23 protein-coding genes are annotated in these 20,961 nt (G+C 59.3%); 6 read left to right on the forward strand and 17 right to left on the reverse strand.

Annotation, left to right across the window (positions count from 1 at the left end; translation table 11 throughout):
* Positions 1-679 precede the first annotated feature (679 nt).
* Entirely contained in the window at positions 680-1,171 is a 492-nt protein-coding gene (locus ABJK70_RS06595; RefSeq protein ID WP_347257603.1) for a cytochrome P460 family protein, read from the forward strand.
* Positions 1,172-2,230: 1,059 nt separating this feature from the next.
* Here the strand turns inward: ABJK70_RS06595 and ABJK70_RS06600 are convergent.
* The 17 genes from ABJK70_RS06600 to ABJK70_RS06680 form a co-directional block, all read right to left on the reverse strand.
* A complete protein-coding gene (locus ABJK70_RS06600) occupies positions 2,231-2,956 on the reverse strand; it encodes an SIMPL domain-containing protein (protein ID WP_347257604.1) in 726 nt (241 codons plus the stop codon).
* A 457-nt stretch (positions 2,957-3,413) separates the two neighbouring features.
* Positions 3,414-3,722, reverse strand: a complete 309-nt coding sequence (locus tag ABJK70_RS06605; RefSeq protein ID WP_077729087.1) for a hypothetical protein — start codon at positions 3,720-3,722, stop codon at positions 3,414-3,416.
* A gap of 47 nt (positions 3,723-3,769) precedes the next feature.
* Positions 3,770-4,006, reverse strand: a complete 237-nt coding sequence (locus tag ABJK70_RS06610; protein ID WP_077729088.1) for a zinc ribbon domain-containing protein — start codon at positions 4,004-4,006, stop codon at positions 3,770-3,772.
* A 42-nt stretch (positions 4,007-4,048) separates the two neighbouring features.
* Positions 4,049-4,330 carry a BolA/IbaG family iron-sulfur metabolism protein gene (locus ABJK70_RS06615; protein WP_347257605.1) on the reverse strand — a complete coding sequence of 94 codons (282 nt, stop codon included), beginning with the start codon at positions 4,328-4,330 and terminating at the stop codon, positions 4,049-4,051.
* A gap of 5 nt (positions 4,331-4,335) precedes the next feature.
* A complete protein-coding gene (gene grxD, locus ABJK70_RS06620; protein WP_086135390.1) occupies positions 4,336-4,665 on the reverse strand; it encodes a Grx4 family monothiol glutaredoxin in 330 nt (109 codons plus the stop codon).
* A 243-nt stretch (positions 4,666-4,908) separates the two neighbouring features.
* Positions 4,909-5,217 (reverse strand): 2Fe-2S iron-sulfur cluster-binding protein, encoded by a 309-nt coding sequence (locus ABJK70_RS06625; protein ID WP_077729091.1) that lies wholly within the window; start codon positions 5,215-5,217, stop codon positions 4,909-4,911.
* 81 nt (positions 5,218-5,298) lie between these two features.
* Positions 5,299-5,763 carry a hypothetical protein gene (locus ABJK70_RS06630; RefSeq protein WP_077729092.1) on the reverse strand — a complete coding sequence of 155 codons (465 nt, stop codon included), beginning with the start codon at positions 5,761-5,763 and terminating at the stop codon, positions 5,299-5,301.
* Between the two features lie 30 nt (positions 5,764-5,793).
* Positions 5,794-6,120: a (2Fe-2S) ferredoxin domain-containing protein gene (locus ABJK70_RS06635; RefSeq protein ID WP_077729093.1), complete on the reverse strand. Its 327-nt coding sequence runs from the start codon at positions 6,118-6,120 to the stop codon at positions 5,794-5,796.
* Between the two features lie 37 nt (positions 6,121-6,157).
* Positions 6,158-6,520: a nitrogenase-stabilizing/protective protein NifW gene (locus ABJK70_RS06640; RefSeq protein WP_077729094.1), complete on the reverse strand. Its 363-nt coding sequence runs from the start codon at positions 6,518-6,520 to the stop codon at positions 6,158-6,160.
* Between the two features lie 12 nt (positions 6,521-6,532).
* Entirely contained in the window at positions 6,533-7,717 is a 1,185-nt protein-coding gene (nifV, locus tag ABJK70_RS06645; RefSeq protein WP_077729095.1) for a homocitrate synthase, read from the reverse strand.
* A 2-nt stretch (positions 7,718-7,719) separates the two neighbouring features.
* Complete coding sequence (gene fdx / locus ABJK70_RS06650) at positions 7,720-8,061, reverse strand: ISC system 2Fe-2S type ferredoxin (RefSeq protein ID WP_086135507.1); 342 nt, start codon at positions 8,059-8,061, stop codon at positions 7,720-7,722.
* A gap of 278 nt (positions 8,062-8,339) precedes the next feature.
* Positions 8,340-10,202, reverse strand: coding sequence for a Fe-S protein assembly chaperone HscA (gene hscA, locus ABJK70_RS06655; protein WP_168175360.1), 1,863 nt, complete (start codon positions 10,200-10,202; stop codon positions 8,340-8,342).
* The gene (hscB, locus tag ABJK70_RS06660) at positions 10,199-10,732 is read right to left on the reverse strand and encodes a Fe-S protein assembly co-chaperone HscB (protein ID WP_077729097.1); all 534 of its coding nucleotides are present in this window, start codon (positions 10,730-10,732) and stop codon (positions 10,199-10,201) included. Before hscB ends, hscA begins: the two co-directional genes overlap by 4 nt.
* Before the next feature lie 13 nt (positions 10,733-10,745).
* A complete protein-coding gene (iscA, locus tag ABJK70_RS06665) occupies positions 10,746-11,069 on the reverse strand; it encodes an iron-sulfur cluster assembly protein IscA (protein WP_077729098.1) in 324 nt (107 codons plus the stop codon).
* Between the two features lie 29 nt (positions 11,070-11,098).
* Entirely contained in the window at positions 11,099-11,482 is a 384-nt protein-coding gene (gene erpA / locus ABJK70_RS06670) for an iron-sulfur cluster insertion protein ErpA (RefSeq protein ID WP_240502434.1), read from the reverse strand.
* A gap of 24 nt (positions 11,483-11,506) precedes the next feature.
* Positions 11,507-11,926, reverse strand: a complete 420-nt coding sequence (gene iscU / locus ABJK70_RS06675; protein ID WP_077729100.1) for a Fe-S cluster assembly scaffold IscU — start codon at positions 11,924-11,926, stop codon at positions 11,507-11,509.
* A gap of 37 nt (positions 11,927-11,963) precedes the next feature.
* Positions 11,964-13,181: an IscS subfamily cysteine desulfurase gene (locus tag ABJK70_RS06680; RefSeq protein ID WP_077729101.1), complete on the reverse strand. Its 1,218-nt coding sequence runs from the start codon at positions 13,179-13,181 to the stop codon at positions 11,964-11,966.
* A gap of 528 nt (positions 13,182-13,709) precedes the next feature.
* Here ABJK70_RS06680 and ABJK70_RS06685 point away from each other — a divergent pair.
* From ABJK70_RS06685 to ABJK70_RS06705, 5 genes are all read left to right on the forward strand, one after another.
* Entirely contained in the window at positions 13,710-17,474 is a 3,765-nt protein-coding gene (locus tag ABJK70_RS06685; protein ID WP_347257606.1) for a pyridine nucleotide-disulfide oxidoreductase, read from the forward strand.
* 24 nt (positions 17,475-17,498) lie between these two features.
* Positions 17,499-17,747 (forward strand): (2Fe-2S)-binding protein, encoded by a 249-nt coding sequence (locus ABJK70_RS06690; RefSeq protein ID WP_133716884.1) that lies wholly within the window; start codon positions 17,499-17,501, stop codon positions 17,745-17,747.
* 619 nt (positions 17,748-18,366) lie between these two features.
* Positions 18,367-18,570: a hypothetical protein gene (locus tag ABJK70_RS06695; RefSeq protein ID WP_077729104.1), complete on the forward strand. Its 204-nt coding sequence runs from the start codon at positions 18,367-18,369 to the stop codon at positions 18,568-18,570.
* A gap of 322 nt (positions 18,571-18,892) precedes the next feature.
* Positions 18,893-19,270, forward strand: a complete 378-nt coding sequence (locus tag ABJK70_RS06700; RefSeq protein WP_077729105.1) for a hypothetical protein — start codon at positions 18,893-18,895, stop codon at positions 19,268-19,270.
* Between the two features lie 353 nt (positions 19,271-19,623).
* Positions 19,624-20,613 (forward strand): DUF364 domain-containing protein, encoded by a 990-nt coding sequence (locus tag ABJK70_RS06705; RefSeq protein WP_077729106.1) that lies wholly within the window; start codon positions 19,624-19,626, stop codon positions 20,611-20,613.
* Positions 20,614-20,961: the final 348 nt, after the last annotated feature.

A 20,961-nucleotide genomic window follows, 5' to 3' on the forward strand; every position in this document is an offset into this window, starting at 1 on the left:
TTCGATAGGCTTGGACAGTGTCTCCGGTACCTGACCCAGCGGAAAACGCAGTCGCATTAGAGCGTTTTTGCGTCAGGCTAACGGGAATGAGAAGTCTTCTGTTCGGGTTGAAAAAGCCGCAGGACGCGACCCCCGGCAGGAGCACGAACGATGACGAAATGGGAGTTTGTCGGCGGGCCTGCTGACGGCGGAGATGGCCCGGTGGGTACCGGCCGAAGAGAAACCGCCGCGCAGCAGCTTATCTGAACGACGGCTTCCCCTGCGGCTAGAGCGTTTTCCGAGTCGGTGTAAGGGATTCGGATATGTAGGTCGGCAATCCCTTGCCGACGTATCGGCTCGGCGAAGGGCTTTGTCGGAAGGGCAGCTCTGGCGCTCCCAGAGATGCCGTTTGCGATTGGAAGGGTCGCGACTAAAGCGACCGTTTGCGATTGGAAGGGTCGCGACTAAAGCGACCGTTTGCGATTGGGAAGGGATTGCCGACCTACGCTCTCCCCTCCAGGAACGAATCCGTACACCGGGACGGAAAACGCTCTAAGTACATTCAGGGAAGTCTTGCGGCATAGGCACCACTACAGGAGAAACCCGCCAATCAAACTAATCTGTCGAGATTCCGTAAAAGTTTACGGAATGTACTTAGATCTTGCATTAGACGGGCATTAACTTACTGGGAGGTAAAGCGATGAAGAAACGTATAGTCAGGATCGTGTCCATCGGAATCACCCTTAACCTGTTCCTGGCGGGCACTACATGGTCGGAGGAGGCTAAGGTCAAGTATCCCGAAGCTTATCGAGACTGGACTCGCGTAAAGTCAATGGTGATCCAGCAAGGGCATCCTCTCTATGATTCCTTCGGCGGAATTCATCATATCTATGCCAATGACGAGGCACTGAAGGCCATGACCAAGGGCGATACCTATCCCGATGGTTCAGTGCTGATTTTCGATCTCCTCGAGGCGAAGAGCGAGAACAATGCCATCGTGGAGGGTGACCGAAAAGTTCTTGGGGTAATGGAGAAGGATTCCGAGAAGTTCAAGGAAACCGGAGGATGGGGTTTCGAGGGATTCAAAGGAGATACCCAGGAAAGAGTGGTCAAGGACGCGAAGAACGAATGTTTTTCTTGCCATGTACCCCAGAAGCAGTCGGATTACGTATACAGCACTTACCGCAAGTAGTCATCCGATATCGATCGGGTATCCAGTCGGTTGCCTGGTGGGTTACGGCATTGCGGCCGCGACGACAGCGGAGGCGATGCGCCAGGCGGTTCATCAGTTCCAGCCCGACCTGGTGCTATGTCCGATGCTCGCCCAGGTCGGTCATTCCCCGCGACATTTGGAAACGGTACACGTGCATCATCCTCCATCCCGGAATCGTCGGTGACCGTGGCGGCAATTCGCTCGATTGGGCGATTCTGAACGAGGAAACGCATAAGGGGCCTCACCGCGGTGGAGGCCGCGGACCAGGTTGATTCCGGTGCGATCTGGGCGACCTACGAATTCAAGATGCGGTCGGCGAGCAAGAGCAGCCTGTACCGAGATGAGGTGGCGCGCGCAGCGGTCAAGGCCATGTTGGTCGCGGTGAGGCGCTTCGAAAGCCGCTTGTTCGTGTCGTGAAGGCCGAGTAGCGGCAAATCGACTGGAAATGCGATCCCGTCGCCACGATCCCGAGGAAGATCCGTTCCGCCGACGGCGCCCCCGGCGTGCTGGACGGGATCAGCGGGCTGCCTGAGCGATGGCGTGAACAGCCCGCGTAGAGCGGAGTAGGGTACTCCCGTATTCCAATCACAAACGGTTGTCCGGGGAGGGGCTGGCCGGCGCTCCCGGCCAGGCCGTTTGCGATTGGAAGGTCGCTAAGTACATTCCGCAAATACTTGCGGAATCTCGACTGTTTGGCTTGATTGGCGGGGTTGTCCTGCAGGTTGCCTATGCCGCAAGACTTCCCTGAATGTACTTAGAGCATTTTCATATCTACTGTACGGGCACTCGCGCGTAGGTCGGGAATCCTTTCCCGACGCCACGTCCCCGCCGAGCGTCTTCGTCGGCAAAGGGTTGCCGACCTACGAATGCTTGAATCCATTCACCCGAGCCGAAGGCGCCAACGACGTCCGCCAAGCTGGTTTTGCCGTACGAGCGCGATGAAAACGCTCTAAAGCGACGTTTGCGATTGGGAGCACCAGAACGACCCTCCAGGCGCACCGGCGGAGCCGCCATTCCACCGAATGCGCCCTACGCGAGCTAATCCGTGAGATAGAAGGTGATGGTCGTAACGAGCCGGACCTCTTTCTCAATGCTCTTGGTGTCGCCGTACTCCTCACCGACATCACGAATAATGAAGCCACCCTGCTGCGCGTCCCTTATGCCGCCAACCTTGACTCCGGCATCGGCCGCGAACTCGTTCGCGGCAATACGAGCGTTTGTAGTCGCTTCCTTTACCATGGCTGGCTTTATCTCGTTTAGCTTCGTGAAGTGATAGGCTGGCGCGTTGTTCTGTATATCAATGCCCTGGGCTATTAGCCTGTTTAGCTTCGATCTCGCTTCCGAAACCAAACGAACTTTGCCGGTTTCGACGTCAATCGATCCGACAAGCACATGTTTCTCTTCGACAAGCTGTTGCTTGTCGTCCCGGAACTCTTTTTTCTCGTAGTCAATGACACCGGGCGAAACTTCCGACTTCTCAAAACCGCTTTCCAGGAGCAGCGACACGATCCGCGACTGATCAGCTTCCGACTGTTCATAGAGTTTTGACACCGGGGTCGTTCCGCTTCCGGATACGGTGTACTGGATCTTCCAATAGGCCCGATCCGCCTCGACCCGCCTCTCGGCTAGGCCCTTCACCTCCGCGGTGTTAATGCCGACCTTGGCGTTATACAACGTTTGGCTGACAAAGTAGCCGCTAACAGCGATTCCTAGGGAAAGGGCCAAAGAAACTACTAGAAGCTCAGCTCGACCAATGTTGTTCATCACATCTTCCCCCTGTTGTCCCCACTGTATCGCCTAGCGCCCTGCCGAGCGGCGCGGGGCATGAAAGCAAACAGACACCGCGGACGATCTTACGGAGTCCGGATACATTCGTTTAAGCCCTGGAACAAAGTTTAGGCGGTTTCCCGCGTCGGTCCGCCCGCCAACGCCAGTTCGTCGCTGCCGCGACGTGCTCGCATGATATGCCGGCATGAGCGTTCCGCCATTTTCCCGTCTGGCGCTTTTCCGATCAACCGAAAGGAACCGGCCGCAAGACTGAGAATCCAGCCAAACAATCCGCCGTAATGGAGTGATTCCGTTGTATCTTCCGCGACTCTTCTATCACATCGTTGGAGCCCGCATCCTATGCGGGTCAGATGATTTATAGCCGCAGGATGGGCAAAGCATAGCGTGCCCATCGAGTACATTCGTCGGCAAGGAATTGCTGACCTACAAAATCTCAATCCCGGTTTGCGATAGCGTTTCTTTGTGCCATGCGTATGCGTTCCGCGATTCCTAGCGGGCTGGATTCGTAAGCGGCCTTCGCCTCGTCCAGCGCGGCTTGGGCGGTGGCGGCTTCTTCCGCCGTCAGCGGCAAGCGGCCTGCGATATGGGTGGCGTCCGGCACGGCCTTTAGTATGGCTGCCCAGTTCGGGTGCTCGTGGATCGGAATCAGTCGGTCGGCCTCCTTCTTGCCTTCGAGACAGATGGCCATACCGATGACCTCAACCTTGCGGCCGTCTTCTGTGGTTTTGATATAAGTAGCCATGGCGGTTTTATCCTGAGATTCGGAATTTCTGTATCGATGACTTATCGCTACGACTTGATGCGCGGACGCTCGGAAGCGGAGTAGTTGCTGAAATGGCCTTCCCGCGCGGCTTGCGCTCGGGCCTTCGACACCAGGCCGGCCGTTTTGCCTTGAGGGGCCGTCAGTGAAGGTAGTTTTTCCAAGGTCTGTGCCCCGCACTCCGGACAGGACGGAACGGCGGACAGGCTCACCAGTAATTCGAAGGTTTTGTCACATTGCTTGCAATGAAAGTCGTAAATCGGCATAGATCGATCTCTCGTCAGTCAATCAAAAACCATCCCGCAGCCTCACTCCGTAGACGGAGCGTTAGGCGCGGCGCCCGTTCCGCCTTGCTGTTCCCGCTGCCATTCGGAAGGCGTATAGACCTTCATGCTGATGGCGTGCAACGCGCCGCTTGCCAGGGGTCCTTTGACGGTTGCCAGAACTTTTTGCTGACGCCGGACCGGCGATAAGCCTTCGAAAGCCTCCCCGATGATCACGATCGAGAAATTACAGCCTTCGCCTTCAACCGAGAGTTGGCAATCGGGCAGGCCGGTTTCGATCAGGCTACGGACTTCCGCGATCTCCATGGCGATCAGTCCGCTTTTTTGCCGGCGACGGCTTTTTCCAGCATGGGCTTGAGCTCGCCCTTCTGCGCGATTTCCGCAACGATATCGCTGCCGCCGACGAGTTCGCCGTTCACGAACAATTGGGGAAAGGTGGGCCACTCCGAGATGCTGGGCAGCTTCTCCCGGATCGAAGGCGCCTGGAGCACATTGACGTAAGCGAAGGGAACGCCGGTGGACTGAAGTGCCGCAACGGCCTTGGCGGAAAAACCGCATTGCGGCATATCGGGTACCCCTTTCATGTAGAGGAGGACCGGATGGGTCGCGATCTGTTCGCGGATGGTATTTTCGATGCTCATTGCTGATCCTCTCATTAGTTAATCAATCGGCTTATTCCGTTGGGCATTCGAGTGAACATTAATCGTAGGGTGGGTTAGCGAAGCGTAACCCACCGATTCGAGGTTGCTCGGTGGGTTACGGCCTTGCGGCCTAACCCACCCTACAAAAATGAATTCCTTAATTGAAAGCGATTTGGAATTTGGAATTAGGTCTGCCGGCAGGTGCGAATTTGTCGCACCCGCCACGATTATGACGGCCGGATCTCAAAATCCGGACGCAAAGCCCAGCAACTCGACGGTGATGTCTTCCGTCCCCAGAACCTTGGCTTGGCACGCCAGGCGGGATTTGGAGCCCACGCCCACGATCGTGTCCAGTTTCGCGTGCTCCGGAGCAGCGGTCCTGGATACCCCCTTTTTGCCGGCTTGCACGAAGATGTGGCAGCTGCCGCACTCGGCGTTGCCGCCGCACTTGTGCATGATTTCTTCGCCGGCCGCCAGTATCGCCTCCAAAAGGCTCATCCCTTCCTGGACCTCGACGGTTTTTCCGGATGGCATTATGGTCAGAGTCGACATGTGATTACCTCGTCTTGTTTTTTGTGGATTGAAAATTCAATACGTCACGGAGATTGAGTGGGTCGGATCTTCCATGACGGATTACAATCCCGCGGCGAGGGAGCCGATCACCGAGCCGCCGACCGTGTCGGCGGAGTCCAGTTCCCTCAATTTACCGAGTATTTCCTCGCAGCCGCGAGCATCGCCCTGGCGCAAGCGGATGAAGGCCAGCGCCTTGAGCGAAAAAAGGTAGAAATGCTGGGGACTGTTGTGCAGGGTCCAGTCCGCAGTTTCCGGGGTCAGGCTCGCATAGCTTTCCGGAAAGCCGCCTTGACGCGCGGCGGTTTTCAAGGCCGAGCGCGCCGCTTCCTCGGCGTCCGCCAGCCGGCCCTTGTAGAAATAGAATTTGTAGAGCGAGAAATACACCGGCAGAGCTTCGGGCGCCTCTTGCCGCGCCTGCTGCAACAGCGCTTCGGCTCGCGCCGTGTCGGCATAGGCGCTCATGGCTTCCTCGAGCAGGCCGCCGACCTTGGGCGGCACGTCGCCGGCATAAAAGACTTCACGCATGGCTGTTCCGCGCTCCACGATCGGGATTCCTCAAGACCAAACCGCCGCGGGTGCTAACAGGCGTTCCACGGGTTCGCCTTTTTGCAGGTGCTCGCTGACGATCTCGCCCACGTCTTCCGGCTTGACCTTGGTGTACATCACGGCATCGGGGTAAACGATGACGGTGGGCCCCAAGTCGCACGCGCCGAGACAGCCGGTGCTGGTCAGCTGGAATTTTCCGTGGAGCTGGCCGGCCTCGAATTGCTGGGCGAAGGTCTGGAGCACCGCCGCGCAGCCCAATTGCGCGCAAGATCCGCGCGGATGTCCGGGAGGTCTCGATTGGGCGCAGACGAACACGTGTTTTTCGGGTTTAGCCATTCTTTATTCCTCGTAGCAAGATCAAACGGATTCGTTTTTAGATGGTGCCGGGCTTGCCGTCGCTAGCCTCTCGTTTCCGGGTCGAAAGGCTGGCCTTCATGCTCTCCAGCGAAATGCTCTTGCCGTCCTGATCCTGAAAGACCTTGAACACTTTTTCCTGGGCCGCGTTCGAGGTCACGAAATCATCATGTGCGCGGGTCAGATATTCCTTGCAGATGTTCCAGGCCGAAGCTTCGTCCAGGTCGTCCGGGATCGGCGATCTGGCAAGGTATTGGTTGAAGCGCTTCAGGATGTGCAGGCGGTTGACGTTCACGACGTCGGCTTGATACGGAATGCCGAAAAAATCGAAGAACTCCTCGGCCGCGGAGAAACCTTCTATGCGTTGCAGTACCGGATTCATGGAGATGCCTTTCTAAGGTTGATTTCGGATCGTAAGCGCATCGGGCAGGCCGGGCAGGGCGGGGATGGGTTCCGACGCCGCCGTTTCCCGATAAAAACTCATGAGCTCGGCCGTGCTCGGCGCGCGCTTGGTTTGATTCGCATGCAGGCGGATTCTGCGCAGAAGCTGAGCGGCGGCGATTTCGGTCAGCTCTATCCCGAGGTCGCGAAAGCGCTGGATGACGCCGTGCGTTCCCGAATGCTTGCCAAGCACCAGGCGGTGTTCGCGCCCGAGATCCTTGGGATTTACGCCCTGATAATTGAGTACGTTCTTGAGGATGCCATCGACGTGTATGCCCGCCTCGTGGGTAAACACGGCCTCGCCGACGATGCTCTTGTTGGGCGCTACCGGACGTCCCGACGCTTTGGCGACGAGCTCGGAAATCGCTCCGAATCGGCTGACATCGATGCCGGTGGGCAACTGATACAACTGGTGCAGGGCCATGACCGTCTCTTCGAGGGCGGCATTGCCGGCGCGTTCGCCGAGGCCGTTGACCGTGGTGTTGACATGGCTGGCGCCCGCCTGGATCGCAACCAGGGTATTGGCGGTGGCGAGGCCGAAATCGTTGTGGGCATGCATCTCGACTTCGAGATCCACGGCGTCGACCAGCCGCCGGATACGTTCGAAGGTGGCAATCGGGTCGAGTATCCCCAGGGTGTCGGCAAAGCGGATGCGCCTCGCACCCGCCCGCTGGGCGGTTTCCGCGACCCGCAGCAGAAATTCGGGGTCGGCGCGCGAGGCGTCCTCGGCGCCCACGCAAACATCCATGCCGGTAGCCAGCGCGCGTGGCACGACACGGCTTATCGTCGCGATAGCCCAGTCGCGATCGCGGCCGACCTTATGGCGCAACTGGATATCCGATACCGGAATCGACAAATTGACCAGATGCGCCCCGCAGCCGGTAGCCGCTTCCAGATCGGCCTCGCACATCCGGCCCCAGACCATCAGCCGCGAGGGCAGGTCGAGCGCCGCAATGGCGGCGATGATCTCGCGTTCTTCCGGTCCCATCGTCGGGATGCCGACTTCCATTTCGGGAACACCGGCGGCGGCCAGGGCGCTAGCGATGGCGAGCTTCTCCTCCCAGTTGAAGGCGACCCCGGCGGTCTGTTCGCCGTCGCGCAGAGTGGTATCGTTGATGACGACCTTCCTGGATTCCATCGTCAGGCCTTCTTTTCCTTCGCCAGATTGCGGCTGTAGCGCGGAATCTCGATGGTCAGATCGGCGCCGGTGACGAAAGCCTGGCAAGCCAGCCTGGAATGAGGCTCAAGCCCCCAGGCGCGGTCCAGCATGTCTTCCTCGTTCTCGTCGGCGCTATCCAGCGTCGAGTAGCCTTCCCGCACGATGACGTGGCAGGTCGAGCAGGCGCAGGCGTGTTCGCAGGCGTGCTCGATTTCGATGCCGGCGTCGAGCAGCGCTTCGCAGATGGTCTGTCCTCTGCGGGCAGGTACGACCGCACCTTCCGGGCAGAGTTCGGAATGAGGGAGGATGGTGATGTTCGGCATGGTCATGTACTACCTCTGACGTGGCAGTTGTCGGTGCGTGTGCTCATCTCTTCTTCCTTTATGTAGAGTAAATTAGGCGCGCACAGACGCGGCGTTTCCATTTCGCACCGACCTCCCCGCGCGCCCTAACCCTCCATGCCGGCGTCGCACCTCGAACGGTGGGTTACGACGCGCGTGAGGCTTCATGGACATCGATCGGCTCCGAGGTGATGCGCGTCTAACCCACCCTACGAAAACGCGGGTTTTTAGGAAAAATGAGAATTGCCGCGTGTTCATAGTCATGCGTCCAATTCTTCGAGTTTCTGTCCGGCCAATGCCTTCTTGATGCTGTGGTCCATGCGCCGTCCGGCGAACTCGGTGCTCGCCTCGTTGAGTGCATCGGCGGCTTTCTTGATTGCCTCCCAATCGGTGCCGTCGACGGCTTGTTTTAGGACCTGCATCCCCTCGGTAATGATCGCGAGCTCGTCCGCGGACAGAAGTTCGGAATCTTCGGCCAAGGCCGCTTCGGTCGCCTCGAGCAGGCGGAGCGCCTCGACTTTCTGTTCGCGCAGGCGCCGCGCCTCGATGTCGTCCTGAGCGTGTTTGTAAGAGTCCTCGATCATACGGGTGATATCGGCATCGTTCAGACCATAGGACGGCTTGACCTCGATCTTGGCCTCGACCCCGCTGGTCTGCTCGGCGGCCGATACGCTCAAGAGACCGTCGGCGTCCACCTGGAATGTCACCCGGACCCGGGCCGCGCCCGCCACCATCGGAGGGATGCCGCGCAGCTCGAAGCGCGCCAGCGAGCGGCATTCGCTGACCAGTTCGCGTTCGCCCTGTACCACATGGATGCTCATGGCGGTCTGCCCGTCCTTCCAGGTGGTGAATTCCTGGGCGCGCGCCAGCGGCAGGGTGGAGTTCCTGGGAATGATCTTTTCGGTCAGTCCGCCCATGGTCTCGATGCCCAGCGAGAGCGGAATCACGTCGAGCAACAGCCAGTCGTCGTCGCCGCGGTTCCCCGCCAGGGCGTTGGCCTGCAGGGCGGCGCCGATGGCTACCACCTTGTCCGGGTCCAGATCTACGAGCGGCTGCTGCTGAAAGAAATCCGCCACGGCCTTGCGGATGCAGGGCATGCGGGTGGCTCCGCCCACCAGGACGACGCCCTTGATGTCGCCGATCGACAGGCCGGCATCGCGGAGCGCCTTGCGGACCGGCGCCATGCTTCGCTTTACCAGATCTTCGGTCAGCGCATCGAAGGTTTCCCGCGACAGGCTGCACTTCACCACGGAGCCGTTGGACAGCGGCGTGGAAATTTGCGCTGTGGATTGTTCGGAGAGGCGTTCCTTGGCCGCACGTGCCGCGGTCAGCAGCCTGCGCGCGTCGCCGGCAGTCGGGGCCGGGGTGGCGGTTTCCCTGAGCAGCCAGTCATAAACGGCCCGGTCGAAATCGTCCCCGCCCAGCGCCGGATCGCCGTTGGTCGCCAGCACTTCGAAGACGCCCCGGGTGAGTTTGAGTATTGAAATATCGAAGGTGCCGCCGCCGAGATCATAAACCGCGTAGACGCCTTCGGCGGCCTGATCGAGTCCATACGCCACGGCGGCCGCGGTGGGCTCGTTCAACAGGCGGAACACTTCGAGGCCGGCGAGTTTCGCGGCATCCTTGGTCGCTTGGCGCTGGGCATCGTCGAAATAGGCGGGGACCGTGATCACCGCGCCGGCGATTTCGTCGCCCAGGGCCTGGATTGCCCGCTCGCGCAGGGCTTTGAGAATTTCCGCCGAAACCTGGACCGGACTCACCGTTCCTGCCTGAGTTTCGAACTGCACCATGCCGGGCGTATCGGCAAATCGATAAGGGGCGCCGTGCCGTTCCGGCAGATCGTCGCGGCCGCGGCCCATAAAGCGTTTCACCGATACGAAAGTGTTCTCGGGATCATCGTTCTGCCACGCCATGGCGTCATGGCCGACATCCACCGCGCGATCGGCACGGTAGTGCACCACCGAAGGCAGCAGGACGCGGCCCTGTCCGTCTTCGAGTACCTGCGGGCCCTGATCGTTGACCGTGGCGACCAGAGAATGGGTGGTGCCGAGGTCGATCCCCACCGCAATACGCCGCGGTTTAGGGGCTTTGATGCCGGGTTCGGAAATTTGCAGCAGCATCATTCCTCCAATTCGGTTTGGGCTTGATCGATATCGCGACCGAGCTTCTCGAGAAAGGCGAGCTGGCGGACCACGTCCGCCGCCGCCGGATGACGCCGTTCCACATCGAGCAGAGTGGCGAGCGAGCCCAGCAAGCTGTTCATCTCCGTTCTCAGGCGCGCTGCCAGGCTATCGAGTGCCGTAAGGCTCTTGAGGGCCATCGCGGCATGCAGCTCCTCGCGCCACTCGATTTGTTCCAGCAGAAACTCCGCCGGCATTGCCGTATTGTCTTCTTCCCGCGTGTCGACGCCGTGAATCCGGAGCAGATAGCGCGCCCGGTCCAAGGGGCGTTTCAAGGTGCTGTAGGCCTCGTTGGCGAGCGTCGCCCATTGCAGGAACAGACGCTTTTCCGTGTCGCTCAGGTGCGCCGCCTTGTCGGGATGCACGCGGGCCTGCATCTCCCGATACTGACGATCGAGCTGGTCCAGATCGAGCTGGAACAGGGGCGGCAGTTGGAACAACTCGAAATAATTGCGGGTCGCCTCCGGGGTCATGGTCACACCTTGATCAAACGTTGAAACTCTCGCCGCAACCGCACTCGGCCTTAACGTTGGGATTGTTGAACTTGAAACCCTCGTTCAGGCCTTCGCGCACGTAATCCAGCTCGGTTCCGTCGAGATAGGCCAGGCTTTTCGGGTCGACCAGCAAAGTGACGCCGAAACTTTCGAACGTGCAATCTTCCGGAGCGGATTCGTCGACGAACTCCAGGGCGTAAGCGAGGCCGGAACACCCGGAGGTTTTGACGGCCACCCTAAGCCCCAGACCCGTGCCGCGGGCGGCCAGATGCTTCTGCACCTGGCGCGCCGCTTTTTCGGTCAAGGTTACTGCCATAATCTGAACTCCCGTTTGTCGCCGAAGATTTACTGGGACGAGCAGCCGGAGCCGCCGACCGAGAACGAGCTGCCGCAGCTGCACGTCGAAGCGGCGTTGGGGTTCTTGATCACGAAGCGCGATCCTTCCAGCCCTTCCTGATAATCGATCTCGGCGCCGGCCAGATATTGCAGGCTGGCGGGGTCGACCATGAGGATCACCCCGTCGGTTTCGACCGTGGTGTCGTCATCGGCGATGACTTCCTCGAAGGAAAAACCGTACTGAAAGCCGGAACAGCCGCCCCCGGAGACATAGACCCTAAGCTTCAGGTCGGGATTGCCTTCTTCGGCGATCAGTTCGCTGACCTTGGCGGCCGCGTTGCTGCTGAAGATGACGGGAGAAGGGGGAGGGGTCAGGTCCTGAATGTCAACCATGGCACTCATAATGCTCTCCTCGTTTTACGCAGCGGATTTGCAGACGTCGTAGCCGGCTTCGTCCGTGCCGCTTTTCGCCCGGTAATCGTTGACGGCGGCCTTGATCGCATCCTCGGCGAGAACCGAGCAGTGGATTTTTACCGGCGGCAGGGCCAGGGCCTCGGCGATCTCGGTATTCTTGATGGCCAGCGCCTCCTCGACGGTCTTGCCCTTGACCCACTCGGTCACCAATGAGCTGGAGGCGATTGCCGAGCCGCAGCCGTAGGTTTTGAACTTCGCGTCTTCGATCACGCCTTCGTCGTTGACCTTGATTTGCAGTTTCATCACGTCGCCGCAAGCGGGCGCGCCGACCACGCCGGTGCCTACCCCTTCTTCCTCTTTGCCGAAGGAGCCGACGTTGCGGGGATTTTCGTAGTGATCGATAACTTTTTCGTTGTACGCCATGGTGGTCTCCAATTGGTGAATGATTGACGATATCCGCTTAATGCGCGGCGGCCCATTGAACCGAGTTGAGATCGATGCCTTCCTTGTACATCTCCCACAACGGAGACAGGTCGCGCAGTCGATCGACTTTTTCCTTGATCAGGGAGATCGCGAAATCCACTTCCTCCTCGGTGGTGTAGCGGCCAAGGGTGAACCGGATGGAACTGTGCGCCAGCTCGTCGCTGCGCCCGAGCGCCCGGAGAACGTAGGAGGGTTCGAGGCTGGCGGAGGTGCAGGCGGAACCGCTGGATACGGCGAGATCCTTGAGCGCCATCATCAGGGATTCGCCTTCCACGTAGTTGAAGCTGATGTTGAGGTTATGCGGTATCCGCTGTTCGAGGTCGCCGTTGATATAAACCTCCTCGATATTCTTTACGGCAGCGAGCAGCTTGTCCCGAAGGCGGCCTATGCGCTTCGTTTCCTCCGCCATATCCTCGCGGGCCAGACGGAACGCTTCGCCCATGCCGACGATCTGGTGGGTGGCCAGGGTGCCGGAACGCAGACCCCGCTCGTGGCCGCCGCCGTGCATCATCGCCTTCAGGCGCACCCGCGGCTGGCGCCGCACGTAGAGCGCGCCGATCCCCTTGGGGCCGTAGGTCTTGTGAGCGGAAAACGACATCAGGTCGACCGGCAGCTTGGAGAGGTCGATTTCGACCTTGCCGGTGGATTGCGCCGCGTCGACGTGGAAGATCACGCCCTTCTCGCGGCAGATGGCGCCGATGGCGGCGATGTCCTGAATCACGCCGATCTCGTTGTTGACGTGCATCACCGAGGCGACGATGGTGTCGGGACGTATCGCCGCTCGGAATGCGTCCAGATCGAGGAGGCCGTTGGGCATGGGGTCGAGGTAGGTTACCTCGAAACCCTGGGCTTCCAGTTCCCGCATGGTATCGAGCACCGCCTTGTGTTCGGTCTTGACGGTGATGAGATGGCGGCCCTTGGTCTGGTAAAAATAAGCCGCGCCTTTGATCGCCAGGTTGTCCGACTCGGTCGCGCCGGAGGTCCAAACGATTTCCTTGGGATCGGCGTTGACCAGCTTCGCTACCTCGGCCCGGGCGTCTTCCACCGCCTTTTCGGCGGTCCAGCCGAAGCTATGGGAGCGGCTGGCCGGATTGCCGAACTCTTCGGTCAGAAAGGGAATCATTTTTTCCGCCACGCGCGGATCAACCGGGGTCGTCGCCGAATAGTCGAGATAAATCGGTAGTTTCGTGGGCATTGGTTTCTCCGGGTTCGCTTTCAACAAAAAGCCGGGCCGCTCGCCCCGAGCGGTCGGTTTTGCCGGGTTACCTAGACTAAGCAAGGCCCGTACCAATGCGATGGTTATTCGTAAGGCTTTGAGTTCTAAATTAAAATTTCGCCGAGCGTGGCGGAGGGATTTGTCGGGTTTTCAACAAAGTCGGCCGGAATGGTTCGATGCAAGGGGCTTGCCCGACATTCGCAGGTTCTTCTTCGGTACCGAAACGCGGTATCGAGGCCAATGAAATCCAAGCCTTGTCTGGACTTTCGCTCGGCGGCTCTCCCGATTCCGAGGCGTCGGTTCGAGCGGAGGCTCGCCTGTTTGTCACGTTCACTACAAAAACATTCAAACCGGCCGGATTTCGTAACAAAGATAACAAGCGGCTTCGATCCGAATATCGGTCAAAAAACCCTATTCTCGGTAGGCTTTAGATGAAAAACGATCGATGGCATGCCTTCTGCTTGAGACGGACCCAAATACCGTACGAGTCAAGGGGTAAATTCGATCATGAATCTTACGCAGCGCTGCGCCACGGTCGGCGAGCCATTCGCCCGACGCGACTTTACCTTGGGCGTTCCGGGTTTCGACTACCGGGACTTGTACGACCCGGAGCGTCTTAAGGAACTTTACGATGTCTTCGATGAGACTCTGGCGGCGGAAGACCCGGAGGTTCATCGCGCCTACATTGCTTGCCGCGAGGATAAGGACGGCAAGCTGCCTCCCGCCGAGGTCGCGAACGCGCTGCTCAGCACGGCGCCTTACCTCGGGCGCTTCGTCGCGCGCCTGTTCAACGTGGAAGGAGAGCGCGAGACTCAATGCGCCGCTGCGGCCCGTGAGTTCGAAACCGTTTTCGCCTACAAGAATTCGGTGGTCAAACGCGCCGCGCAAAAGTTCGACGCCGAAGCGCTGGCCGGCTTCGATCTCGATGAACTCGATTCCGCGATCGAAGACTTGAAGCGGATAAGCCTCGAGGATGGCGCGCCGGATCTCGATCCCGAGCAGGCGCTCGCTGTGGTCGCGATGCGGCTGGATGCGCTGGCGAAGCATTATCAGGCGCAGGCCAAGGGAGAAACGGCATCGTATCAAGGTGATGCCGACGCCGATGCAGCCGAGTTGCGCCAAAGTCTCAAAGCCGACGACGGCGCCCGCCTACGTTTCGCCGCGGCGCTAGCGGAGGCCGAGCACCCGGCTTTCGTCCAGCGGCTGCTCGATTGGGTGGAACGCTGGAGCTACGCGGCCCTGCACCATCCCACCATCCGCGCGAAGGTCACGGATTGGGTCTCCCTGAAACAGCCGGAGCGCATCGATTACGAGCATCTGGTCGAATGCCATGCCGAACCGCGCAAGGGCTTCGAGGTGCTGGCGGGTCCTCTGGATAAACGTCGCCGGCGCGACGGGTTCGCCTTGACCGACCTACGCGCCTCGGCGCGCGAAGCGAATTACGAAGTGGATCGCTGCGTCATCTGTCACGAGCGCAACAACGATTACTGCTCCAAGGGGCAGCGCACCAAAGAGGGCGAGTTCCGCCACAATCCGCTGGATGTGACGCAGATCGGCTGTCCTTTGGAGGAACGCATTTCGGAAGCCTTCGCCCTGAAGCAGCAGGGAGACAACATCGCCGCCCTGGCCATGATCGTGGCGGACAACCCCATGGCCCCCGGCACCGGCCATCGCATCTGCAACGAATGCATGAAGGCCTGCGTGTTCCAGCGCGTCACCGAGCCGGTCAACATTCCGCAAGTGGAAACCAACATTCTCACGGACGTGCTGTTCATGCCGTACGGCTTCGAGATCTACAGCCTCCTGACCCGCTGGAATCCGCTGAATCTCAAAAGGCCCTACGCCTTGCCTTATAACGGGAAGAAGGTACTGGTGGTGGGCTTGGGACCGGCCGGCTATACGCTTTCCCACTATCTACTCAACGAAGGTTTCGGGGTAGTGGCCATCGATGCCCTGAAGATCGAGCCTTTGCCGGAAGAGCTGACCGGAAAGGATGCGGGGATTCCCGAAGCGGTGGACGATTTCCACATGCTGTACGAGAACCTCGACGAGCGCGTCCTGATGGGCTTCGGCGGCGTCGCCGAATACGGCATCACCGTGCGCTGGGACAAGAACTTCCTCAAGGTGGTTTATCTGACCCTGGCCCGGCGCCGAAACTTCAGCATCTACGGCGGGGTACGCCTGGGCAGCACGCTGTCCATAGACGACGCCTGGGAACTGGGCTTCGACCATATCGCCATCGCCAGCGGGGCGGGCAAGCCGACCATGATCGGCCTCAAGAACAATCTCGCCCGCGGCATCCGCAAGGCTTCGGATTTTCTCATGGCATTGCAACTCTCCGGGGCGGCGAAACAGTCTTCGCTCTCCAATCTTCAAGTGCGGCTGCCGGCCGGCGTAATCGGGGGCGGCCTCACCGCGACCGACGCCGTAACCGAGCTCCTGGCATATTACCCGGTGCAGGTGGAAAAGACGCTCGACCGTTACGAGCGCCTCGTCGCCCGGTACGGAGACACCCAGGTTCGTTCGCGTTTCGACGGTGAAGAGTTGGCCATTTTGGATGAATTCCTGGACCATGGCCGCGCCGTTCGCGCCGAGCGCTGGCGCGCCGAAGCAACCGGGGAAACGCCCGATTTCGAGCCGCTCATCCGGCAATGGGGCGGCGTGACGCTGTTCTACCGCAAGGGCATGAACGATTCGCCGGCCTATCGCCAGAACCACGAGGAAATCATCAAGGCGATGGAAGAGGGTTTGGTGTTCGCCGAAGGCATGAACCCGCAAGAGGCGATCACCGACGAGTACGGTTATTTGCAGGCCGTGCGTTTCGAAAAGCTCGTCAAGCGCGACGACGGACGCTGGGTCGATTCGGGCGAACAGCCAGTGGTGCCCATGCGTACCCTCCTGGTCGCCGCCGGCACCTCGCCGAACACCATCTACGAAAACGAATTCCCCGGCACGTTCCAGCTCGACGGCAATTTCTTCCAGCGCTTCGAACCTGCGTGGAGCGAGAACGGCTCGCCGCAAATGGAAGCCAAGAACGGCTGGGGCATGCCGAAAGAATTGGTCCCGGCCCCCTTCACCTCCTATGGAAAGGACGGAAAGTACATCACCTATTACGGCGACAATCACCCGGTATACGCCGGCAACGTGGTCAAGGCCATGGCCAGCGCCAAGGACGGGTACCCTTACGTGGTCAAGCTGTTCGCGGAAGAACTCAGCCGCCTCGATGCCGCGGCGCAATCCGAGCGGGACGCGGAACTCGCGGCGTTTCAGGCGCAATTGGACGAACTGCTGACGGCCAGGGTCGTGGAGGTCAAGCGGCTGACGCCCACCATCGTCGAGATCGTCATCGAGGCGCCCATGGCCGCCCGCAAATTTCAGCCGGGGCAGTTCTACCGGGTGCAGAACTTCGAATTCTACGCGCCTCGGCTGAACGGCACCTCGCTGGCAACGGAAGGCATCGCTCTCACCGGCGCCTGGGTGGACCGGGAGAAAGGCATGGTCGGCGTCATCGCCCTGGAAATGGGCACCTCCTCGCGCCTCTGCGCCACCTGGAAACCCGGCGATCCGGTCGTGCTGATGGGCCCGACCGGCGCGCCCACCGAGATACCCGAGGGCGAAACCGTGCTCCTGCTCGGCGGCGGCCTCGGCAATGCCGTGCTGTTCTCCATCGGCAAGGCGCTCCGCGAGAACGGCAACCGGGTTCTGTATTTCGCCGGCTACCGGAGCGCCCAGGATGTCTTCAAGGTCAAGGAAATCGAGGACGCTTCCGACGTGATCGTGTGGTCCGTCGACAAGGGCAAGGGCGGTACTCCGATCTCCACCACCCGGCCGCAGGACAAATCCTTCGTCGGCAACATCGTGGAGGCTATGGTCGCCTACGCCAGCGGAGCCTTGGGGGAGATTCCCATTCCGCTCGATGCCGCCGACCGCATCATCGCGATCGGTTCGGACCGCATGATGGCGGCGGTCAAAGCGGCTCGGTTCGGCGTCTTGCAGCCTTATCTCAAGGAAAACCACGTGGCCATCGGGTCCATCAACTCGCCCATGCAATGCATGATGAAAGGCGTGTGCGCCCAGTGCATGTGCAAGCAGACGGACCCGGAGACCGGCAAGGAGCGCTTCGTCTATACCTGTTTCAATCAGGACCAGGATCTGGACCAGGTCGATTTCCCGCACCTGAACGCCCGTTTGCGGCAGAACACGACTCTGGAGAAAGTGTCCAATTTATGGCTCGACTATCTCTTCGAGGCCAATCCGATGCCGCGCGATTGAACGACGATGATTTGAGGCATCTCCATGTATATCTGTATCTGCAAAGCGGTTACCGAAAGCCAAATCTGCGAGGCGATACGCTCGGGGGCGTGCACGCGCAAGGAGATCACCGACTGCCTCAATGTCGGTACCGCCTGCGGCAAGTGCAATCGCGAGATTCGTGATCTATTGCGCCTCGCCCAATCGGAGAGCGGCGGCATCCCGAGGGTGCGGGCGGGCGAGGCTGCGGGTTACGGAAGCCGGGCAAGCGGCGGTCAGGAGCTCCGCTTGTAAGAACCGCCGGCTTTAGCGTTCGGCAGGTTGGTTCGGTATTCGGGGACGGCCATTTTCAGCGGGAAGCAAAGTCGTCCCAGCTTAGAGAACGTTTTGGTATTCGCCATGTTTTGCCGCGGAACGGTTGTTAGGTCGCCGTTTCGCGGTCTTTTTTTCATTTGGTTTTCGGGTTTGCGGCCGTAAGTTCCAGATCTAAGTTCGTGCTCGACTATCCACAATTCCCGTGGACAACCCTGTGGATAAGCTTGGGGATGGACAGCGCGGTCGCCCATTTCTTCGGGGTATTCGTCAGCTTGGTCAGGTTCTGTTCAAGTTTGATGACAAATTGCTATGTCATTGATTGTTCGGGCGCATCAGCGACCTGACCTTGAATCAAAGGCTTAGGACCGGCATGTCGGCAGAAAACGGCACACGACGAGATTGTTTGATTCTGACAGTGGATAACGGACCGCCCCTGTATCGAATCCGTCGCAGCATAAGCCGATCTATATTGTTTCCATAGGATGGCATTATGCTAAAAGAAAAAAGCGATTATTTCCTATTTAGGTACGAAAATAGCCAGCACAGCCCCGAAGTTTTGGTTATGATTATTTCCGTAATTTAAATGATGGAGGTGGTTATGCATATTTTGTTGCTTATTGGGATCGTCCCATTCGTATTGCTGTTCGTGGCGGTAAGTTTTTTTGTTTTGATGGCGGTGGCCGCTGCCGTAGTTGAATTCCCGCTGATCGTGCTCTTGCTGATCGCCGTGGGGCTCGGTTTAAGTCGCAAAGTCCTGCCGAATCTGAGCAAAAAGCCGAACACGCTATGCGAGCAGATGTAATGCCTTGGTTCTTATCAACGTTGACCAAATCCCAGTCCCTTCGGCTGGGATTTGTTGTTTTAGCGACCTGAAAATCGTTTCTTGTAGCCTTTCCGACAGGTGAAAGGCGAGTAGCCTTTTAGAAATCAACAAGCTAGAAGTGGCATTGCCATTGCTTGATTCCTGGCGGACCAAAGCCGATGGGATCAGGCATGAAATCGACCATAAACTTCACCCGACTGCTTCACAAAACGGTTTCCGAGCCTAGCAAGGAGCCGAAACCCGGGACTCCGCTTCGCGGAACCGCCGAACCGAGCCTTGGTTGAATCGCCGGGGCCCTGACATGAATACTACCGAGCCGATGATGAAAGCCCATCAGCTTTTGGGCGAAGCTATTTGCGCGCGGCTGATCACGGAAATTCACGGATTGGGGTTTCTGCCGGAACAGATCACGATGAAACCGGTTTTCAGCGAGGCTCGCTTCGAAACCAGCCGCGATCCTTTCAGCGGCAAGGATACCCTTTGTGCCTATTGGCACCATCCGAACGGACACCGGGTCGGCGAGATGAAGTTTCATGCCGATGGCACCTTCTTCGCCGAATACGATGTCGTTTTGCCACACCCTAAAGACCCGCGCTGGTTCGTAGAGGGCGTGGTCGCCTGGGGGCGTGATGATGTCATCAAATCGGAACCTAAGCTGTTGCCTGCGCTAGGGGATTGATTATGCCTCGTCGCAAAGAGCCATTTTGATATACGCGGTTCCCGATCAAAAAAGGCTTCGCAGGCGCGGCTCATCCCATACAGGCTACCGTTGAAACTCAGTGCATAGGGTGGTTCGCACAGCACAAACCACCGAAACCGCATCCTCGGATTTTTACCGCTGCGTTGTAGGATGGGTACCGGATCGATGACAGCGCCATTCGGCCGGAACTCGAATCGGACAAACCCCGTTTGCCGTCGAGCCGAGGCGCGGATGGTCCTGATCAAACCGTTTGATCAAGCGAAGCCCGGCCGCTGGGCCAGTAAAGTGCAGCGTCCTCGTCGAAAGATCCTCCAACGCCCATCAGGCAGACCATGAACAATCCTTACGAAATCTACGATCTGTTACAGGATTACGCCTCCAGTCCATCGCCGGTTCGGGAGGTATTGATCGGGCTGGTATGGACCTATTGCGAGGCCGACGCCGTCGGATTGGCAATGAGTCCCGGCATCCCCACCCGGACGCTGCCCTGGGCCGGGACCCTGAGCGGAAAATCCCTCTCCGGACTGGTAGCGTGGGTTCGCGACTTCGATCCCTATCGGGCGACGATCGGCATGGCGGCCGTTAATGCCGGTATCAATCGCCTGCAACTTCCGCCGCCCGGCGTTACGCTGGCGCCCCACCCGGAAGGCGGGAACAATCTAGCGGTTTTCGAACACTTCTTGTCCGAAATGAAAGGACGGCGCGTCGTCGTGATCGGCCGCTATCCGGGGCTGGATCGATTTGCCGCCGAGCACGGGCTGGACCTCACCGTACTGGAGCGCCAGCCGGTGCCGGGCGACCTGCCCGATGCAGCCTGCGAGTATCTGCTACCCGAGGCGGAATGGGTATTCATCACGGCGAGTTCGATTCCCAACAAGACTTTCCCGCGCTTGGCCGAGCTGTCCCGCAACGCCGTCAGCGTGCTGATGGGGCCGACTACGCCGTGGCTGCCGGAGTTCTACCATTTCGGCATCGATTATCTGGCCGGCGTCGAAATGTCCGACCATGAATCCCTGCGCCGAACCGTGGCGGAAGGCGGCGGCGTGAGGATCTTCGAAACAGGCTTGCGCTACCGCGTAGCGCCGCTCACGCCCGCCGCCACCCAGGAATGGACGCGCCAGCTCATCGCCCGCACCGTACAGGAGAAGGAAAGTCTGAAACGGGATATGACCGCGTGGTATGACGCTGGAAATTCCCAGCGCTTCCCCGATTACGATCGTCTCGAAGCCTCCAATACCCGATTATCCCGGCTCGACACCTGTTTCAAGCGGCTGTGGGACGAGCATCGCGATCGATCGGCCGAACCGCAGACGGGGCTTTAGTCAAACCCTTACTTGCCGAGGTAAGGATTTCGTTTTATTTTCCTCACAAACAGTAAGTTAACTTTATTTGGGGACGAGGGATGGCCTTCGGCCGATGGCCCATGAAAAGGGGACTGGGCCATTTTCTACTTAGCGTTTAATCTGTTACCGCCCTGGACATTTCAGTGCGAGTGTGGGTACCTGGACACGAACGGCTAGAGCGTTTTCCGAATCGGTGTAAGGGATTCGTGCCAGGAGGGGAGAACGTAGGTCGGCAATCCCTTGCCGACAAAGCCCTTCGCCGAGCCGATACGTCGGCAAGGGATTGCCGACCTACATATCCGAATCCCTTACACCGATTCGGAAAAC

It is taken from the genome of Methylocaldum sp. (assembly GCF_039794385.1).
Lineage (GTDB): Bacteria > Pseudomonadota > Gammaproteobacteria > Methylococcales > Methylococcaceae > Methylocaldum.

Bases quoted from the DNA above. Each gene is read 5' to 3' on its own strand.
- ABJK70_RS06595 (WP_347257603.1), top strand. From the start codon at position 680: ATGAAGAAACGTATAGTCAGGATCGTGTCCATCGGAATCACCCTTAAC.
- ABJK70_RS06600 (WP_347257604.1), bottom strand. From the start codon at position 2,956: ATGAACAACATTGGTCGAGCTGAGCTTCTAGTAGTTTCTTTGGCCCTT.
- ABJK70_RS06605 (WP_077729087.1), bottom strand. From the start codon at position 3,722: ATGGCTACTTATATCAAAACCACAGAAGACGGCCGCAAGGTTGAGGTC.
- ABJK70_RS06610 (WP_077729088.1), bottom strand. From the start codon at position 4,006: ATGCCGATTTACGACTTTCATTGCAAGCAATGTGACAAAACCTTCGAA.
- ABJK70_RS06615 (WP_347257605.1), bottom strand. From the start codon at position 4,330: ATGGAGATCGCGGAAGTCCGTAGCCTGATCGAAACCGGCCTGCCCGAT.
- grxD (WP_086135390.1), bottom strand. From the start codon at position 4,665: ATGAGCATCGAAAATACCATCCGCGAACAGATCGCGACCCATCCGGTC.
- ABJK70_RS06625 (WP_077729091.1), bottom strand. From the start codon at position 5,217: ATGTCGACTCTGACCATAATGCCATCCGGAAAAACCGTCGAGGTCCAG.
- ABJK70_RS06630 (WP_077729092.1), bottom strand. From the start codon at position 5,763: ATGCGTGAAGTCTTTTATGCCGGCGACGTGCCGCCCAAGGTCGGCGGC.
- ABJK70_RS06635 (WP_077729093.1), bottom strand. From the start codon at position 6,120: ATGGCTAAACCCGAAAAACACGTGTTCGTCTGCGCCCAATCGAGACCT.
- ABJK70_RS06640 (WP_077729094.1), bottom strand. From the start codon at position 6,520: ATGAATCCGGTACTGCAACGCATAGAAGGTTTCTCCGCGGCCGAGGAG.
- nifV (WP_077729095.1), bottom strand. From the start codon at position 7,717: ATGGAATCCAGGAAGGTCGTCATCAACGATACCACTCTGCGCGACGGC.
- fdx (WP_086135507.1), bottom strand. From the start codon at position 8,061: ATGCCGAACATCACCATCCTCCCTCATTCCGAACTCTGCCCGGAAGGT.
- hscA (WP_168175360.1), bottom strand. From the start codon at position 10,202: ATGATGCTGCTGCAAATTTCCGAACCCGGCATCAAAGCCCCTAAACCG.
- hscB (WP_077729097.1), bottom strand. From the start codon at position 10,732: ATGACCCCGGAGGCGACCCGCAATTATTTCGAGTTGTTCCAACTGCCG.
- iscA (WP_077729098.1), bottom strand. From the start codon at position 11,069: ATGGCAGTAACCTTGACCGAAAAAGCGGCGCGCCAGGTGCAGAAGCAT.
- erpA (WP_240502434.1), bottom strand. From the start codon at position 11,482: ATGGTTGACATTCAGGACCTGACCCCTCCCCCTTCTCCCGTCATCTTC.
- iscU (WP_077729100.1), bottom strand. From the start codon at position 11,926: ATGGCGTACAACGAAAAAGTTATCGATCACTACGAAAATCCCCGCAAC.
- ABJK70_RS06680 (WP_077729101.1), bottom strand. From the start codon at position 13,181: ATGCCCACGAAACTACCGATTTATCTCGACTATTCGGCGACGACCCCG.
- ABJK70_RS06685 (WP_347257606.1), top strand. From the start codon at position 13,710: ATGAATCTTACGCAGCGCTGCGCCACGGTCGGCGAGCCATTCGCCCGA.
- ABJK70_RS06690 (WP_133716884.1), top strand. From the start codon at position 17,499: ATGTATATCTGTATCTGCAAAGCGGTTACCGAAAGCCAAATCTGCGAG.
- ABJK70_RS06695 (WP_077729104.1), top strand. From the start codon at position 18,367: ATGCATATTTTGTTGCTTATTGGGATCGTCCCATTCGTATTGCTGTTC.
- ABJK70_RS06700 (WP_077729105.1), top strand. From the start codon at position 18,893: ATGAATACTACCGAGCCGATGATGAAAGCCCATCAGCTTTTGGGCGAA.
- ABJK70_RS06705 (WP_077729106.1), top strand. From the start codon at position 19,624: ATGAACAATCCTTACGAAATCTACGATCTGTTACAGGATTACGCCTCC.